Source organism: Pseudoalteromonas sp. MMG013 (assembly GCF_018100885.1).
Taxonomy (GTDB): domain Bacteria; phylum Pseudomonadota; class Gammaproteobacteria; order Enterobacterales; family Alteromonadaceae; genus Pseudoalteromonas; species Pseudoalteromonas aurantia.
The window spans coordinates 1-17,104 of the sequence record NZ_JAGJEE010000030.1 but is presented as its reverse complement, the minus strand read 5'-3'; the positions used below and the strand labels follow the sequence as shown (position 1 = coordinate 17,104).

Below are 17,104 nucleotides of genomic sequence, written 5' to 3'. Positions count from 1 at the left end.
ATACATTGCAATTAATAGCGTCTGCCAATGTCATGCCAAGCATGATGTGCGAACAGTTAGTAATATTGACTAATAGTTAGCTAATTTGATTCAATCAATAAGAGAGAATAAACAGCAAGGTATTGATTTTTATTTAATTAAATAACTGGTATTAATATTGCTGTACATAGGAATATCAGTGTAATTACAGCGCATCAGGGAGCAAGTCATGCCAGTGTCAGCAAGTGATCGACCATTAGAGAAAGTAAAAGAAGAAGTCATTGACCAATTAATTTTAAACTATAGCCATGGTGAAATCTCAGCTGATGCATTCGAGCGCCGCCTAGATCAAGCCTATGCCTGTAACGACCAAGTCGCACTGATGGCATTGGTGGCAGATCTCCCACTACAAACAGATCCGAGATATCACACAGAAAAAGCATCACGTATGCAACCTAAGTTTACTGCTTCAAGTAACAATGATGCACCGTTAACCATTAGATCTATTTTAAGTTCAGATCAACGTTCTGGTGAATGGATTGTCCCCAAAGAAATTACCATTAACAATTACTTCGGCAGTACAGAGCTGGATTTTAGAAATGCTATATTCACGCACCCTGATGTCATTATTAACGTGAACAGTGTTATGGGTAGTGATGAGTTTATCGTATCCGAAAATATTGATGTCACCACATGTACAACTAATATAATGGGCTCAGTGAGTAATAATAAGCCTAACCTTGCCGCTACGAATTTAACCACGCAACGACCTCGACTTCATATCCAAGGTAAAGTGATCTTAGGCAGTATCGACATCCGAATCAAACAATCGATAAAACAACAAGTCACGCAATTTGCCAATGGTTTAAAAGACCTATTTCACGACGAAAGAAATAACCGTAAATCCCATTAAAACCTCGTCAGGTGTGTCCTGTTGATTCAGTGTACGGGACACATCAATTAAATTACTTATGTTTTGCATATACCATATGAATATGCATCCAAGCGTTCACTGCCAATCAAAAAGTGAGATCGCAATAGACCTTCTCTTTGCATACCCAATTTTTCCATTAACCGCCAAGATGCGGTGTTATCAACCGCACAAACCGCCACGATCTTCATTACTTTTAACTCTGAAAATAATGATTCGATAAGCATACTTACGGCCTCAAATGCATAACCAAAGCCGATAAAGTCTTTATTGAGTCGATACCCAATTTCCCCAACTAAGCTCGGTTTGTTAACATACTTGAACATCAACTCACCAATAAGCTGCTGCGTATCTTTTTTGGTAATTGCCAATGCTAAACGTTGATTTTCTTCACCCAACCAAGGCTCACAGTTTTCACGTAAACGCGCTTGTGCTTGTGCTAGTGTTAAAGGCTCACCAATGTAACGAGACGTTTCAGGACAACTTCGATGTGCATAACTCGCCTTTAAGTCTTCTAAAATCATGGGTCTCATCAATAACCTTGAGGTTTCGAACTTCATACTGTACTCCGTAATATTCTACCTGAAATGTCTTTTAATCTGCGGTATAAAACAAGCTCTCTTGGTAACAATTTCACCCAAGCTAGCACTAATAAACTCGCCACCGTTAACGTGATCCACGCTAGGTCATGTATAGAGCGAATAATATAAGCATTACAGCCCACAGCAAGCAGTGTAAATACCAATAACTCACAAGCCCCAACCAGTGCATTGACACTCCCAGCCTGCGCCAAATAGTGAAGCCCAATCAGTTGCATATAGGCCGCAAAATAGCCACCAAACACCACCATCGCAAAACCATATCCCAATAACGTGCTGAGCAAGCCAAAAGGTAAGAGCAAATAACACAATGCGCTTAGCAAAAGTAATGGCCAAAATAGTGCAAATAAAACGACTTCATTTAAATATTGGTGTAAGCACTTACTAATAAACGCACCGATTAACAAACCACTCATTGGCAACATCATCATTGTGCCAAACTGCTGCTCTGTTAATGCAAAATGTTGCTGTAATAAAAATGGAAAATACAATTGCGTGGTCAAATATATAAACGTGGGTAGCCACTTAAATGCTGCTATAGCGATAAATTGAGCATCATTTAATAGCTGCCAGTAAGTTCTCACCATTTTATATGGGTGTACTGAACGATCGGTGACCCTTTGCTTATTTGCAGGTAAAATCCACCAGCCCAGAGTTGCTACCATAAAAAAATACGATGCTAGGATCCAAGCAAGACTCTGCCAGCTGATTAAAGTACTGAGCGTCCCCCCAAGCCAAGGTGCTAATACAGAAACACCGCTGGCGGCCAGCGCTAAAGTCGCCATTGCACTTTTTAAATGTGCACCACTTAATGTTGCAGCGAGCAACGTCCGGCTTATCAATAATGGGGCAGCTGCGCCTATACCTTGTAAAACCCTGCCGAGCGAGAATATTTCCGCTGTAGTTGCTAATGCACAACTGACTGTGCCTATAACAAAAACACCTTGCCCAATTAAAAAAACGGGTCGGTCACCAAACCGGTCTCGTAAAGGGCCTACGACTAATTGTGCGATGCCCAAACAAATAAAATAGCCAGTGATCATCGCTTGGCTTTGGCTTTGACTTAACGATAAGCTGTGCGCTATTTGTGGTAAAGCAGGCAAGAATATTTGGCTTGCCAACTGCGAACACGATAGTAATAAAATCGCCAATACAAGCATACATCCCCCCTTTCTTTTATGCTAAGTCCACTATAGGCTTTACTTTGATGACGAAAAACACTGTAATTGGCAAAACATTATTTCTTAATAGGAATTAATATGGATTGGCTCACTGCTACTCGCAGCTTTATCGCACTCGCCGAGCACGAGAGCTTTACACTGGCGGCCGAACACGAAGGTGTCTCCGCCTCAGCCATGAGTAAACGAATTGACTGGATAGAAAAACAACTAGGAATAAGCTTGTTCACACGTACGACTCGGTTAGTCAAACTCACTACAGCAGGTCATAGCTTCTTACCTAAAGCCAACGCAGTACTCATACAATTTGACGCCATGATAAATCACAGTGACGAAGCGACTAAAGTACCATCTGGCACGCTAAAAATAGCAGCAACACTCGCTGTCGGCAGTCATATTTTACTGCCACATATTCAAACTTTTTTGGCAAAATACTCACAAGTTACTATCCAACTTAATGTACTTAACCCAGGTGCATTACCCGACTTAAGAAATGATTTGGTGATCACTCGTCAATTTGAACAGTTTGACTCTGCAGCACATAAAGGCACGCGGTTACTCGATTATCAAATGCACTTATTTGCGTCACCTGACTATATTGAACACCATGCAGATGTTCAATCTATTGATGATTTGGCCCATCACAAAATGCTACTAAGTAACTATTATCAAAAAAAAGGCCATATAGAGCTAAGTTGTGGGTCACGATTTTTATTTAATAATTACAACTTTGTATCAGATAATCTAGATTCTATTTTAGAAGCTGCGATTCAGGGGATGGGGCTTATTTTTATTTCCCCTAGTTATATTCAAAAACAACTTCATGAAGGGACACTCGTACCATTGCTACCAAAGCTACGCTCTGCAACCAAACAATTGTGGGCCTATTACCCCAAGAGCACATTTGTTCCTCTCAATACTCGTTTATTTATCGATCACTTAAAACAACAACTAACACATTCTGTTTCATTTTAAATTGAATAATTTATTTACATATATTCGGTAGGTGCTAATTTTTAACATGCCAATTATGGCCATTTAAAAGGAATATAATAATGAAATTATCTTTAAATAAAAAAACAATTAAACGCCTATTAGATAAAACAACAGAAATTGATCATAAATTGACACCACAAGCAGCCGGTGGACGCCCTGAAGAAACGTTCTTTTGCCAAAATACACAAGTAATTTACTGGTGTACGCGACCAACATCTCCCAATGTAGGCTGCTCTAACGTAGAGCGCTGCTTATAACAGTTACGCATAGGGCCAATTGAAAAATTGGCCCTATTCTTACTGTACACTACATAGCTGCTAAGACGTTACCGTGCTGATTTTACGTAGATGAGGGGATACAAACTGACTTAATATTAACGAACATCCCGCCAATACCGCGCCAAAGTAAAATACCAAAGATTGATCATATAACCACACCATACCAAATGCTGCTGGTATAATGACCGCAGCTATATGGTTAATTGTAAAACTCACACTCGCGGTTGCCGCAATATCTTCTGGTTCTGCGATTTTTTGAAAGTATGTCTTCAAAGCTATGGCCATCGCAAAAAATACATGATCAATAATATATAAAGCCGCCGCAAAAAGCGGTGAATCAACCAGAGCATACCCAATAAACACCAATACCAACCCAGAATACTCAAGCGTCAGTGTACGCTGTTCACCTATTTTGCTGATCATACGACCTACTTTGGGGGCAACAAATATATTAATGATGTGATTTATCATGTACAAGGTGGTAATTTGCGCAACATCAAAACCAAACTTTTCAACCATCAAGAACCCAGCGAATACCATAAATATTTGCCTGCGAGCCCCTGAAAAAAAGAGCAATATATAGTACAAACTATACTTTTTTCGTAAAATTATTTTTTTATGCTGCGATGAAGACATCTTAAATTCTGGAAACGCGATGACTAAATACACGGTTAACAACAGCCCTGCCCCACCAATCACCAAATATAGTACTTGATAACCCGTCGCTAGAAACGTCACTGACAACCAAATACCCGCGTAAGTCACTAAAGAAGCAATTGACTTAACAGACAATAGTCGCCCCAACTGCTCTGGCGCTTCATCTTTATTGAACCACTGCAAGCTTAACGACTGGTTAATAGTCTCAAAATAGTGAAAGCCAATCGACATTAAAACTGTGGTTGCATATAGACCATAAATACTCGGAAAAAACCCAGTTATCGCTACACCCATTGAGAGTATGCATAAACTGACCAGTGCAAAGGTTTGTTCTTTCAACACCAGCAATACAAACACCGCAGTGAATGCCAAAAAGCCGGGAATTTCACGTAAAGATTGCAGCATACCCATGTTAGCTCCAGTGAATTGTGCCGCTTCAATGGCAAAGTTATTTAATAATGCCATCCAACCAGCAAAGGTAATGGCCATCACCGACGTTGCAATAGCTAAAAAGCCAAATGGAGAACGCAATTGTTTTAAATCCAACTTATTGATCATGTTTGTTCCTAAGCACGCTTCTAATTGCAGCTGTTTCTTTAAATTGTTTAAACCTCCTAGCTATTGTATGCTCATAAAAAATGGCCGAAATTACCAAAAATGACAGATAGCTTACCGGATCAGACACATCATAAGTGGAAGAGCGTAAAATCAGGCTTTAAATTAAACCAACTTAACAAACCTATTTTCCCACGTGCCATGACGATGCCTCCGTGGCAGCATGTATATACTCACCAACACAGCTGGGGGCAGCTTGCCTACACTAGCAATGGCGTGATGACAGTAGGTACCCCCGTCGGCCGGTTTGTTATTCCACCTAACCAAGCTCTTTGGCTTCCTCCTAACTTGCCTCATGAAATTTTTTGTCGCTATGGTGGGCACTTTCGTAGCGTCTATATTGATAAGAAATATGTCGATATTTTAGGCCTGCATGCCAAGTTATTACATGTGGATGAATTATTAAAAGCCATGATTTTAGATATATGTAGCTGGGGATCTGATTACTGCTTAGACGGCAAAACCCTACGCTTTATACAAGTATTTATAGATCGGCTGGAAATGGCACAAACCAGTACATTTTTTATTCCTACCGCGCAAGACAAACGATTAATCCCTATCATTAGTGAACTTCATGCAAACCCGGGCAACCCACGTACTCTTGAACAATGGAGTGAGCATGTAGGTGCATCTAGCCGCACCCTAAATCGCTTATTCAATAAGAGCTTTTCCATGAACTTTAGCCAATGGAAACAAAAACTCAGAGCATTACGCGCTGTCGAAATGCTCGAAGCCGGCCAAACACAGCAATTTATTGCCGAACAACTCGGTTTTGAGTCCAGCTCCGCGTTTAATACCGCATTCAAAAAAGCCTTTAATTGCACACCTGGGCAATACTTAAAAAAATAACTTTTTTATCTCATAGAAAACAATAATACCTGAAACAAATTACTGAAATCACTTAAAAACCTTGTGATTTTAGTGCATTAATACCTATAAAATGTACAATACGCTCCGAAAAAATCTCCATAAATTGAAATATAGGCAATTATGAACACATTAAAAACCACTAAGGGAATAGCGGTCTCGCTACTGACTTTGGCTTTGACAGCATGTGGCGGCGGTAGTTCTACCCCGTCAACTGAAACACCAACAACAACGACACCGGTCACACCACCAGAACCAGAAAATGTAGCGCCTAGCATTGCAGAATTAACTGATTTGAGTGTGATGGAACGAGCAGAACTGACGGTTACAGCCACAGCAACAGATACCGACGGTACAATAGCAAGTTATGCATGGGAGCAGATTTCAGGTACAGCTCTTGAACTCTCAGGAACAGACACGGCCAGCATTCAATTTACAGCACCGAATATGACGGAATCAGAAAGTGTGGTTTTACGTCTCACTGTGGCAGATGATAAAGCAGCTACCACCAGCAAAGACTTCTCTGTATCGCTTGAAGCATATGACGCTATCACTTCTGAAAACGTGACCGATCAAGCACTATTGAATTGCGCACTCAGTACGAATATGGATATGGGTTCTGACTCCCTAAAATGTATCAACATCCCAGTATCAACATTGGATGACTTGAGCAAGTTTACAAACTTGAAATCAGTACATTTAGAAGGTACTCACATTTCAGACGTTACGCCTTTGGCCAATATAAGCTCACTACAAAATCTCAGCTTAATAAATAACCCAATTAATGATATCACGGTTGTTGAGCAACTAAAGTCGTTAACGACATTATCAATTGTTCAAGGCGCCTACGGCTTTGAAAACCAAACTATCAGCCTAGATAAGTTTAGTAATTTAACCCAACTGACATTTAATGCAGAACAGCATAGTTCCTATAATACATTGCATATCGAGTTCAATACACTGCCAAATACTCTGACACACCTGAACTATGTGGACGGTCGTGACTTTGATGAAGCGCATTTAAGTACACTCACTAATCTAACCCATTTAAAGTTAGACTCTGTATATATGAATGAAACCCATATAAAGCCCCTTATCAACCTAGAAAGCTTAGCACTGCATAATATTAATAACCTCGAATCACTGTCATTTCTTACTGTAATGCCAGCAATGAAAGAGCTTTCATTTAAAAATATATCAGCTGCCGATTCGACTGCACTCTCTCTTTTAACAACCTTGACATCTCTGTCATTAGTAAATCACAACTTCACAGATTTAACCTTTATTGGCGCAATGACTGACTTAGAAAAGTTAGAGCTCAACGCTCGATATTCCAGACCTGATTTTGATATTGCGCTTCTTGCAAACCTGACTAAATTAAATGAGTTGGTAATTACTAACTACACACTAGTGAGTCCAGAAAAGTTGGCAAACCTGACCCAACTGACATCTCTGATACTAAACCATACAGATCTAAACTCAATCAGCTTTGTAAAAAGTATGTCTGAGCTATTAAGACTTGATGTGCGCAACAATTCAGAATTAAATGACATTGACTGGTTAGAGTTCACCCCAAAAATAGAGTACTTGAATATTGAACGTATTGGCAGCATTAATAACTTATCTGTTATCAGTCAGCTACCAAACCTATCAGAGCTAGCACTAAGTGCAAGTACACACTACAGCATGCATTTAGACGCAACTATTTTGCAAAACTCAGCTCTGTTAAAAAAGCTAACAGTTGAAACGAATACAATTAAGAATATCGAAGCCATAGAAAAAGTAGTCGCGTTAGAAGAATTAGATCTATACGCGCGCACTCTGGATACATTACCAAGCTTAGGGGCACTACCGAACCTAAAAAATGTATCGATCCGCACTGGTAATAGTGATCTTACTGATATCTCTCAATTATCTCAAAATACCAGTCTAGAGTCGCTGGAATTAAGCGGGTTCAGGAACGTAACCGATATCACCGTATTATCTGGCTACTATAACCTAAAAACGCTCAAACTAACGCAATTTGAGGTATCAGATATAGCTCCACTCACACAATTAACCAGCCTGACGAGCCTCTCTCTGCGCTATTTTGATGAGCTTTTATCAGCAAAAGCATTATCAAGCTTAACCAGTTTAAATACATTAGATTTAGAATATTCACACTACATTCTATGTGCTGACCTAGAGCACCTTAAGAATACGTTCGCGGATATCAATTACAAACAATCTCATAGCTGTATTGAACAACCAATTAACCTTGAACTAATTACTGATCCGGCTATAACTGAATGTCTAAAAGATGTAAGAGACGCGGCCAGAGTTACACGAATTAACACATGTGGCTTCTCGCCAATCGAATCTCTCGCGGGAGTAGAGCAGTTTTCAAACCTTACCTCTCTTAATTTCCAATATCTTAATTCTGGTGCAATACTCAATAGCCCAATACTCCCTCAACTCGCAAACTTGAAGAACATTGAGCTTTCTGGTGGTACATTTACTAATTTAGAAGGGGTGACACTGCCTGAGCATGTCAAAACGCTTACCATCTACGGTGCGAAACAATTTAGCATTAGCACGTTTGTTGCCCCCGCATTAACGTCGTTAAATTTAGAGTCTACAACCGTATTAGACCCTGCAAAGCTCAGCAGCTTTCCAAAGTTAACCAACTTAGACTTAGACCGCACTGATATTCGTGATTTGTCTGCCTTGCCTACATTGAGCAAGCTAGAATATCTATCATTAGACAGTAATCATAACCTGCCATGTGCTGATATCGAGGCCCTAAAGGCAGCTAAACCTAATTTAAACCTTAGTTTATGGAATACAAATTGCAGCTCGTAATTTAGCAGCTTGCATTATTTTGTGAGCGTCTTAAGTCATATTAATTGACGCTCTTTTGCTGATAGTGCGCCAGCAACTTTGAAGGCGCACTATGACTTTTTTTCAAGATGGCGTTTCTTTGTTATATCTTTGAAATCTTTTCTTCAATAAAAAATATAACCCTCTAACTCTACAATTAGCATAAAAACCTCACAAATGAGTGAAAATTAAAATAATATCACCTGTTCCTATTTGTAATTACATGACATAAAACTGAAAACAATTCATTTACATTTAGTTTGCATTTAGATGTCAGTCCCCATATTCTCGTTGCCAGATACAACAACACAACATGGAAATAACAATGAACAAGCGAAATTCATTATTTAAAAAGGTGTCCCCACTCATTACCAGTAGCACGCTCCTACTAAGTGCCACATCTTTAGCGTCAGAAATCACACCCAATATCGTCGGTGGTCAGCCTGCTGATACCAGCCAGTGGCAATTTTATACACAAATATTAAACTCAAATGGCTCAACCGCTTTCTGTGGCGGCAGCTATATTGGCGATGGTTATGTATTAACCGCCGCCCACTGCGTAAAAAACAAAGCAACACGGTTTTTGCATGTAAAAGTCGCAGGATTTGTACTCGGCGGCAATGATGGCGATCGTATCCAAGTCGCTGAGAAATTTGTGCACCCACAATATAACTCAAACACATTAAACAATGACGTCGCTCTACTGAAATTGGAACGTACCCCTACTGCCGGCCGCCAAGTAATACTGGCCCAAACCGACATTAACCACTATGCACGCAATGGCGACTTGTTAACCGTTGCTGGACTAGGTCGTTTAAGTGAAGGCGGCAGTCGTCCATCAAATTTGCATGAGGTCAGTGTGCCACTTGTCTCTGATCAAGTCTGTAATCAATCTGGCGGCAATTACGCAAACGTTGGCAGCGTCGCATTTTGTGCAGGCTATACTCAAGGCCAACAAGATTCTTGTAGTGGCGACAGTGGCGGTCCAATTGTGATCAATTCAGGCGGTCAAATTGTTCAGTTGGGTATTGTAAGCTGGGGTATTGGTTGTGCGCGCCCTGCTAAATACGGAGTCTACTCTGACGTTGCAGCGTTAGGTAATTGGATCGATAGCGTCAAAGGGGGGGCTCAACCTGTTTCAGTTGCATACCAACAATCGCAAACGTTACCTAACTTCAAGCTCGGTGAACAGGTCTCACATACCTATGCAATTAAAAACACAGGGACTAGCGCATTTACGTTTAAAAGCATCAGTTTAGTAAATAGCGGCGTGGCTTCAACGCCTGTGACGGCTGTAGATAGTTGTAGCGCTAGCACATTACAAGCAAATCAAAGCTGCCAAGTCAGTGTTGAATTCACAGCAACAGCGCCAGGTTCTGCGAATATTGCTTTGAGTTTCAAACTTGACGAAAGCCCAAGTACCTATGTTGCCAAAATAAGTGCTGTGGCAACCAGCACTGACAGCAGCTGCAAAGGCACTTGGAATGCGAGTGCGGTATACGATAAACCTGATCAAGTAACCTATTACGGTAAAGTGTATAAAGCACTTTGGTGGACACAAGGAGATGTGCCGTCAGAGTCTGGTACCTGGGGAGTTTGGCGAGAAATAGGCACTGATAATAGCTGCAAAAATTAAATAACCCATATAGATAAATCGACAGGCAGTGAATCATCTCGCATTTACTGCCTCTGTATTATCTCCTTTTAATCATAGATATAGACTAGCGGTGTACGTATTTTGTTCCTATACTAAGGCTGACAGTATGGATATACACAACCTTAAGGATATATATGAAAAATCACTACATAGCAGCACTGTTTAGTTTATTAATTGTTACCTTGGCAGGCTGTTCCGCAACACCGCCTAACAAGCAACACTTTAATAAAAATGAGGCCCTCCCCAATATTATTGGTTACAACAGCAGTAAAGCCGTCATGAAGCTTGATGACCATCTTGCTGATACCACCATTTTGCTGTTTTGGGATCCAGCACAACATACCGAATGGCTTCGCAGCCTAGATAAGCTCTTATCGGCAGCACAAGCGAAAGAAGTAAACCTAGAAATAATAGCCGTGTCATTCAAGACCAGCGGCACAGGTCACTTGGTTAAAAGTCACAAAGCGGCAAAAGAAGTCAGTATGCTGTACCATACCAGTGATATTATCTTTTCATATGCCGATAATGAAATCCGCAAAAGCTATAAACATATTAAAGCGCCAACAATTATTGTTACCAATAACAAAGGTCAATATGTAGCCTCTTTTAATAAACTGAGAGATTTAGGTAAATACTTCAGTAAACAAAAAACCTGATTGCTTTTCCATGCGGTATTGAATATATACCGCATTTGTTTCTACCACTGAATTTTTATCTTTTGCTGTACAGACATTGAGATGACGCGTAATCTTGCCCCATTTTCTATCAGGCAACACACTGTATAAGTATTATTTAATCTTACTAGAGGGTTTATGAGCAGCGCTTTTTCTCATCGTTTTAACGAACTTGTATTACAATTTTCTGGCGGCAATAAACGTCACTTCGCTGAGCTAACAGGAAAATCTCAATCTCATATTTACCGAATATGCCGAGGCTTAAGCCGCCCTTCGGTGGCATATTTAGAGCACCTTTACGAACTATTTAAAATAGACTTAAACTGGTTGCTAACTGGACAGTACTCTATAGAACAACACCCCAGTAGCCAAAACACGGATTTATTAATGGTACCCAAGCTTGATATAGAAGCCAGTGCTGGCTTTGGTAGTGTAAACAACTCCGAAGATATTACTGAGCAATTTGCACTCAATAAGCATTGGCTAAGCACACAATTAGGGGTCTATGGAGAGCAATTAGCATTTGTTTCTATCCGCGGTGATAGCATGCTGCCAACCTTGCACCATGATGACATGGTATTGGTTGACCTCAGCCACCAAACACCTCATCAAGAAGGTATTTATATTATTCAAACCAGCGATGGTTTAATGGCGAAACGATTAAAGCAAGGTAAGCAACACATTGATGTCATAAGTGACAATCATGATTACCCTAACTGGAAAATTGATCACAGTAATGCCGAGCAACATGGTATTGCAGGAAAAATTGTTTGGTGTGGTAGAAGCATATAGCTAATAACGAGTTAAAGTGAATATATCACTTTAACTCGTAGTAAAATATTTGCTTAATAAATACTTAACGTTTGACGATGAATACGCCTTCAAATTGCGCCACCACAATATCTTGATCATACACATTTACTGGTACGATATATTTTGCTTTCCCATGTGTTTCTAACTCTTCTAATTTGCCATCACACTCAGCAATACATACTGTTGCTCGAGGTGCAGTCGTTAAAGGCTTTAAATACTTAATATTCGCGTCAGCTAAAACAATGTCGCCTTCTAGGTTAAGCTCTTTTAGCGCTAAGTAGGTTGCGCCCCACCCAGTCAAAGTTGCCATACTATATATTGACCCAGCAAACATTGAATTATGTAAATTTAAATTCGCTTTGAGATCTGCACGTGTTGAGAACTGCCAGTCGGTATAACTTTCAACTTTAATGCCCATAGCATCGCTAATTGGAATAGATTCACGCCACGTATCTTGTAAAATTTGCGTCCAATCAGGGTGACGAAACCATCCTGGTTCAGACGGGTTCTGCTTCACCATTTTCCAATGCTGTATATCTCCATAGGCTAAATGTGCTTTTTCTAACACTTTATATCCATGACGCTCATAAAATGCGAGTGCGCGTTCCCTTGCATACAGTACCAACTCGTCTGCATTTTGGTGCCATGCAAGTTTCTCTAATTCATGCAATAACCGCCCACCTAAACGGTGACCTCGATGTTGATCTGACACCGCCATATAGCGTACTTGCGCTTGCTGCTGAGTATTAAAGTGAAGCCTTGCTACAGCAAGAACATCGCCCTCATTATTCTTAATAAAGCGATGCTCTGACTCTTGCTCCAAATCATCTTGTTCCGAGCCTCTCGGCTGATCCCAAGGCGCTCGAAGCACTTGCCAGCGCAACTGATAATAATCCTGCCAATCTTCACTGCTTTGTGGTGTCGTCACTTGAAACATACGAATTCCTGTTGTTGTGCATCTTAAAATGATTTTTTATAACACCCCACCTTACTAAAAATTAGCTCTACTTCAAGTAACATTTAAGTCTTACAGAGTTTCTTTCGTAAATATTACTTAACAAAGTGGAATTACAGGAACGCTCGACTATGATGATGTAATTATGGTTAATTTTATGACTGCCGAGGGCACGGTCGCTAACCAATTTGTTAAACAAAGTCATTTGCTGGGCCATTTACTTTATTGGCATAAGCATGGCAGTGTTAGCATACAAATAAGGCAAGATAAAACCTTTAGATGGTTATTGATCAACGATACCTTACAATCTGTTGTGGAGAGAGACCACCCAGAGAATTTACTATTTCCTCATTTACAGCAACTCGCTCGCCTCTGGGAGTTATATCCGGCCCCAAAAAAAGTTTTGGAATTAGGCCTGGGCGCAGGCGCTATAAGAGACTATTTACATGCAACTTACCCAGAATGTGATGTGTTGTCGGTCGATAATAACCCAGATATCATCCGTTGCTATAAACGCTATTTTAGTGGTGATCACACTTGTGCTGTTGCATGCATGGATGTTGATGACGCACTAACAGATAACAACATGTATGACTGGATCATCCTTGATTTATTTAGTGAGTTTGATGCCCCTATATTTTTATTTCAGCACCAATTCTACCGCCAGTTAAGAGCTCGACTGCGCCCTGGCGGAAAGCTATTTATAAATTTTTTAGCTGAACACGAATCACAGTTAAAACAATTAACGCACTTACTCATTACTAATTTCGGAAGAAAACCTCATATTGAGCAAGTACCCTTATATGCAAATCATGTCATTGTGATCAATCGCTAACTCTTAAGCATAAATGTTACTGGACCATCATTACATAAGCTCACTTGCATATCGGCACCAAACTCTCCCGTTGATATAACTAAACCAAGTTCACGGGCCTGCTCCACAAAATAATTATAAAGGTGCTCTGCTTGAGCGGGTGTCGCCGCACTTGAGAAACTGGGCCTCATCCCTTTTTTAGTATCTGCCGCGAGGGTGAATTGTGAAACGATCAATAAGTCACCCCGAATATCCTTTAAACTCAGATTCATCTTACCCTCCGAGTCAGTAAATATACGATAATGCGTGACTTTATGAAGTAACTTATCAACAGAGGTTTCATCATCCCCCTTTTCAACACCCAATAGTAATAAGATCCCCTGTTGAATCTCTCCTATCATAGCCCCATCAACCACCACATTTGCATGCGTCACTCTTTGGATTAGTCCTTGCACAAGCAGCTCTTTACATATTTAAATAAAACCAAATAATAACGTAAAGTGCAAATGAGTGGTATCAATGAGAGAGTTTACAAGCCAATAGATCTGCTGCCCGTCGTATAGCTTCAACGTAAACTTCATTTGCCCCACAATGACCCAAGCCATCAAGTACATATAGTTGCGCACCAGTGTTTTTTGCCAATTGTTGTACCGCTGCGAAGCGACACACTAAGTCATGACGGCCATGTATAAACCAAGTTGGAATGGTTTTAAGTTGCTCACTGACCTCTTGTAGTGGTTTTAATTGCAACATAATCTCTGGGCTAAAATAATGATTCATGAGCTTGGCTTGCTGAAGGATGCATTCAACATTATCCAAATGATATCGACTCGCTAAAGCTCCTAAGGTCAATTGACGATCCCAGGCATGCCACCGTTGCGCAGCTTTATGTTGCTGCAATTCATCTTGTCCTGTTAAATCAACTAAATACCCATTTAAGATTTGCTGAGTATCACTTTGACCTCGTTGGAACTTTTGGTACTGTTCAGGGTAAAACTGGGCACCAGCGCTAAGTGGCCCATAAAGCCAGTCCAAATCATTTTTAGACGCCAAAAAACTAGCCCATAACACAAGCCCTTTTACTTTGTGAGGGAATTGACTAGTATACAATAGTGCCAATGTTGCCCCCCACGAGCCGCCAGCTAAAATACATTGCCCTATCGCTAAATGATCAATCAGTCGTGCTATGTCATCGACTAAATAACTCGGCGAATTATGTGTCAAAGCTAAAGGGGTTGATTCTCCGCAGCCTCGTTGACTAAATAAAATGATTCTATAGCGCTTCGGATTAAAATACCCCGCACTTTCACGACATAAGCCGGAGCCTGGGCCACCATGACAAACAATGACTGGCTGACCATTAATATCACCATATTCTTCAACATGAATTTGATGCCCCTCACCCACAGCTAAGTGGAAACTACGTATAGGGTCGTTCACCACATAACGTTGTGTCATATATCACACCTTAGTTTAAGGTGTATCTTACGGCTGCTCATTCTCCAATAACGACGGTGCTTGACGCTCATCCAAGCACACCGTGAATTCAGCACCAAGTAGCACAACGATCCACGATAAATACACCCAAACAAACAAAATAGGCACAGTTGCAACAGCACCATAAATCACCTCATAAGATGGAAAATGACTTATATACATCGCAAATCCTTTTTTCGTCAATTCAAATAGTAGTGCAGCAAATAATGCACCTGGAATGGCAGCTCGAAAAGACACACGTGTATTAGGCACTAAAGTATAGAGCATAATGAAACCTGCCATTGAAATAACATAAGGTAATAGCTTTAATAAAAAGCCACTGAATCCTGGGATCCCTTGATCAGCAAACGAGACAAGTGACACAATATAAGACGTAACGCCAATACTGGCTCCCAGTAATACAGGGCCAAGCGTCAATACCATCCAATAGATTGCAAACGAAATCATCAATGGACGCTTTTCTACCACTCGCCAAATTCGATTAAGTGCACTATCTACATTTCTTATGAGCAATAATGCAATAGCGGCTAAAAAACTAATCCCCACAGCAGTCATTTGATTTGCATTACCTGTAAAAGCACTGATATGGGCTTTAATTGAGTCAGTAGAGGTCGGTACAAAATTATTGAAAATAAAATTTTCAATTGCTAATCGTGTATCTTCAAAGCCCGGAAATGCCGAAAAGATAGCAACGCCAACTGCAATCAATGGCACAAGTGATAGCAAAGTTACATATGCTAAATATCCAGCATTAATCGTAATTTGATCTTCTTGGCAGCGCCTAAAGTAGCGTAACCACCACTGAGGCTGTTGTCTTCCCCATGCTTTTATATGCAGTTCATATTGTTCAATCTTTTCACGCATAATGTACTTAATTCTTAAAAACACTTTGCACATCATAACAATCAGCTACATAATTTACAGCAACATACTAAGAAAATAGGTTGAATATGAAACACTTTACACTCGCTGCCACATTATGTTTTGTACTTACAGGCTGCCAAACTGCATACTATTCGGCAATGGAACAAGTCGGTGTTCACAAACGAGATATCCTAGTTGATCGTGTCGAAGCAACCAAAGAATCACAGCAAGAGTCACAACAAGAATTTCAGTCTGCTCTTGAGCGACTCACTACTCTCATCAACTTTGATGGTGGCGAGTTGCAATCAGCCTATAACCAACTCAATGATGACTATGAATCCAGTTTATCAGCCGCAACCGATGTGAGTCGTAACATAGATAAAGTTGAAGATGTTGCTGGTGCTTTATTCAGTGAATGGGAAGAAGAGCTGACACAATACTCTAGTGCAACACTAAAACGAGAAAGTGAAAAGAAACTCAAACAAACACAGCGCCAATTTGATAAATTACTACGCTCAATGCGCAGCAGTGAAAAGAAGATGCAGCCAGTGTTATCATCGTTAAAAGACAATGTCTTATATTTAAAGCATAACCTAAATGCGCAAGCCATAGCGGCCATACGAGGCGAATTTAAAAGCTTAAAAAACGATATCCAATCGCTGATAGACGATATGAACCGCTCTATCGCTGACTCAAATAAGTTCATTGCACAAATGAATAATAAAAATACATAACCTGAGTTTTATATAAAAACTAAAGCCGAGTTACCTTTATGCTCGGCTTCTTTGCTTGAAATGTATTAGCAATCAACCCCGCCATTAACTTCACCATAAATGAAATGTAGCTACGGTGCCTTGTGTGGCCTATCTGA

At 40.3% G+C, this 17,104-nt stretch carries 17 protein-coding genes; 10 read left to right on the top strand and 7 right to left on the bottom strand.

Annotation, left to right across the window (positions count from 1 at the left end; translation table 11 throughout):
* Positions 1–208 precede the first annotated feature (208 nt).
* Positions 209–892, top strand: a complete 684-nt coding sequence (locus J8L98_RS19765; protein WP_210997845.1) for a LiaF domain-containing protein — start codon at positions 209–211, stop codon at positions 890–892.
* A gap of 56 nt (positions 893–948) precedes the next feature.
* On the opposite strand, the gene J8L98_RS19760 is transcribed toward J8L98_RS19765, so the two are convergent.
* Together J8L98_RS19760 and J8L98_RS19755 are read right to left on the bottom strand one after the other, a co-directional pair.
* Complete coding sequence (locus J8L98_RS19760) at positions 949–1,470, bottom strand: GNAT family N-acetyltransferase (RefSeq protein WP_210997844.1); 522 nt, start codon at positions 1,468–1,470, stop codon at positions 949–951.
* Complete coding sequence (locus J8L98_RS19755) at positions 1,467–2,669, bottom strand: MFS transporter (protein WP_210997843.1); 1,203 nt, start codon at positions 2,667–2,669, stop codon at positions 1,467–1,469. Before J8L98_RS19755 ends, J8L98_RS19760 begins: the two co-directional genes overlap by 4 nt.
* Before the next feature lie 99 nt (positions 2,670–2,768).
* On the opposite strand from J8L98_RS19755, the gene J8L98_RS19750 reads away from it, so the two are divergent.
* Both J8L98_RS19750 and J8L98_RS19745 read left to right on the top strand, forming a co-directional pair.
* Complete coding sequence (locus tag J8L98_RS19750) at positions 2,769–3,662, top strand: LysR family transcriptional regulator (protein ID WP_210997842.1); 894 nt, start codon at positions 2,769–2,771, stop codon at positions 3,660–3,662.
* An 80-nt stretch (positions 3,663–3,742) separates the two neighbouring features.
* Positions 3,743–3,940, top strand: a complete 198-nt coding sequence (locus J8L98_RS19745) for a hypothetical protein (RefSeq protein ID WP_192506252.1) — start codon at positions 3,743–3,745, stop codon at positions 3,938–3,940.
* Between the two features lie 60 nt (positions 3,941–4,000).
* Here the strand turns inward: J8L98_RS19745 and J8L98_RS19740 are convergent, their stop codons facing one another.
* Positions 4,001–5,176, bottom strand: a complete 1,176-nt coding sequence (locus J8L98_RS19740; protein ID WP_210997841.1) for an MFS transporter — start codon at positions 5,174–5,176, stop codon at positions 4,001–4,003.
* A 99-nt stretch (positions 5,177–5,275) separates the two neighbouring features.
* Here J8L98_RS19740 and J8L98_RS19735 point away from each other — a divergent pair, with 99 nt between their 5' ends.
* From J8L98_RS19735 to J8L98_RS19715, 5 genes are all read left to right on the top strand, one after another.
* Positions 5,276–6,082 carry a helix-turn-helix transcriptional regulator gene (locus J8L98_RS19735; RefSeq protein WP_210997840.1) on the top strand — a complete coding sequence of 269 codons (807 nt, stop codon included), beginning with the start codon at positions 5,276–5,278 and terminating at the stop codon, positions 6,080–6,082.
* Positions 6,083–6,223: 141 nt separating this feature from the next.
* Positions 6,224–8,941, top strand: coding sequence for a hypothetical protein (locus J8L98_RS19730; protein WP_210997839.1), 2,718 nt, complete (start codon positions 6,224–6,226; stop codon positions 8,939–8,941).
* A 343-nt stretch (positions 8,942–9,284) separates the two neighbouring features.
* Positions 9,285–10,595, top strand: coding sequence for a trypsin-like serine protease (locus J8L98_RS19725; protein ID WP_210997838.1), 1,311 nt, complete (start codon positions 9,285–9,287; stop codon positions 10,593–10,595).
* Positions 10,596–10,750: 155 nt separating this feature from the next.
* A complete protein-coding gene (locus J8L98_RS19720; protein WP_210997837.1) occupies positions 10,751–11,272 on the top strand; it encodes a hypothetical protein in 522 nt (173 codons plus the stop codon).
* A gap of 156 nt (positions 11,273–11,428) precedes the next feature.
* Positions 11,429–12,082: an XRE family transcriptional regulator gene (locus J8L98_RS19715; protein ID WP_210997836.1), complete on the top strand. Its 654-nt coding sequence runs from the start codon at positions 11,429–11,431 to the stop codon at positions 12,080–12,082.
* Positions 12,083–12,146: 64 nt separating this feature from the next.
* Here J8L98_RS19715 and J8L98_RS19710 read toward each other — a convergent pair whose 3' ends face one another.
* Positions 12,147–13,040, bottom strand: a complete 894-nt coding sequence (locus J8L98_RS19710; RefSeq protein WP_192506259.1) for a bifunctional GNAT family N-acetyltransferase/hotdog fold thioesterase — start codon at positions 13,038–13,040, stop codon at positions 12,147–12,149.
* A 175-nt stretch (positions 13,041–13,215) separates the two neighbouring features.
* Here J8L98_RS19710 and J8L98_RS19705 point away from each other — a divergent pair, with 175 nt between their 5' ends.
* The gene (locus J8L98_RS19705; protein ID WP_247682631.1) at positions 13,216–13,893 is read left to right on the top strand and encodes a fused MFS/spermidine synthase; all 678 of its coding nucleotides are present in this window, start codon (positions 13,216–13,218) and stop codon (positions 13,891–13,893) included.
* Here J8L98_RS19705 and dtd read toward each other — a convergent pair.
* From dtd to J8L98_RS19690, 3 genes are all read right to left on the bottom strand, one after another.
* Positions 13,890–14,327: a D-aminoacyl-tRNA deacylase gene (gene dtd, locus J8L98_RS19700; protein WP_210997835.1), complete on the bottom strand. Its 438-nt coding sequence runs from the start codon at positions 14,325–14,327 to the stop codon at positions 13,890–13,892. The genes J8L98_RS19705 and dtd overlap by 4 nt on opposite strands.
* Before the next feature lie 61 nt (positions 14,328–14,388).
* A complete protein-coding gene (locus J8L98_RS19695; protein WP_210997834.1) occupies positions 14,389–15,330 on the bottom strand; it encodes an alpha/beta fold hydrolase in 942 nt (313 codons plus the stop codon).
* A gap of 27 nt (positions 15,331–15,357) precedes the next feature.
* Entirely contained in the window at positions 15,358–16,233 is an 876-nt protein-coding gene (locus J8L98_RS19690; RefSeq protein ID WP_192506263.1) for a virulence factor BrkB family protein, read from the bottom strand.
* An 86-nt stretch (positions 16,234–16,319) separates the two neighbouring features.
* On the opposite strand from J8L98_RS19690, the gene J8L98_RS19685 reads away from it, so the two are divergent.
* The gene (locus J8L98_RS19685) at positions 16,320–16,967 is read left to right on the top strand and encodes a DUF2959 domain-containing protein (RefSeq protein ID WP_210997833.1); all 648 of its coding nucleotides are present in this window, start codon (positions 16,320–16,322) and stop codon (positions 16,965–16,967) included.
* Positions 16,968–17,104: the final 137 nt, after the last annotated feature.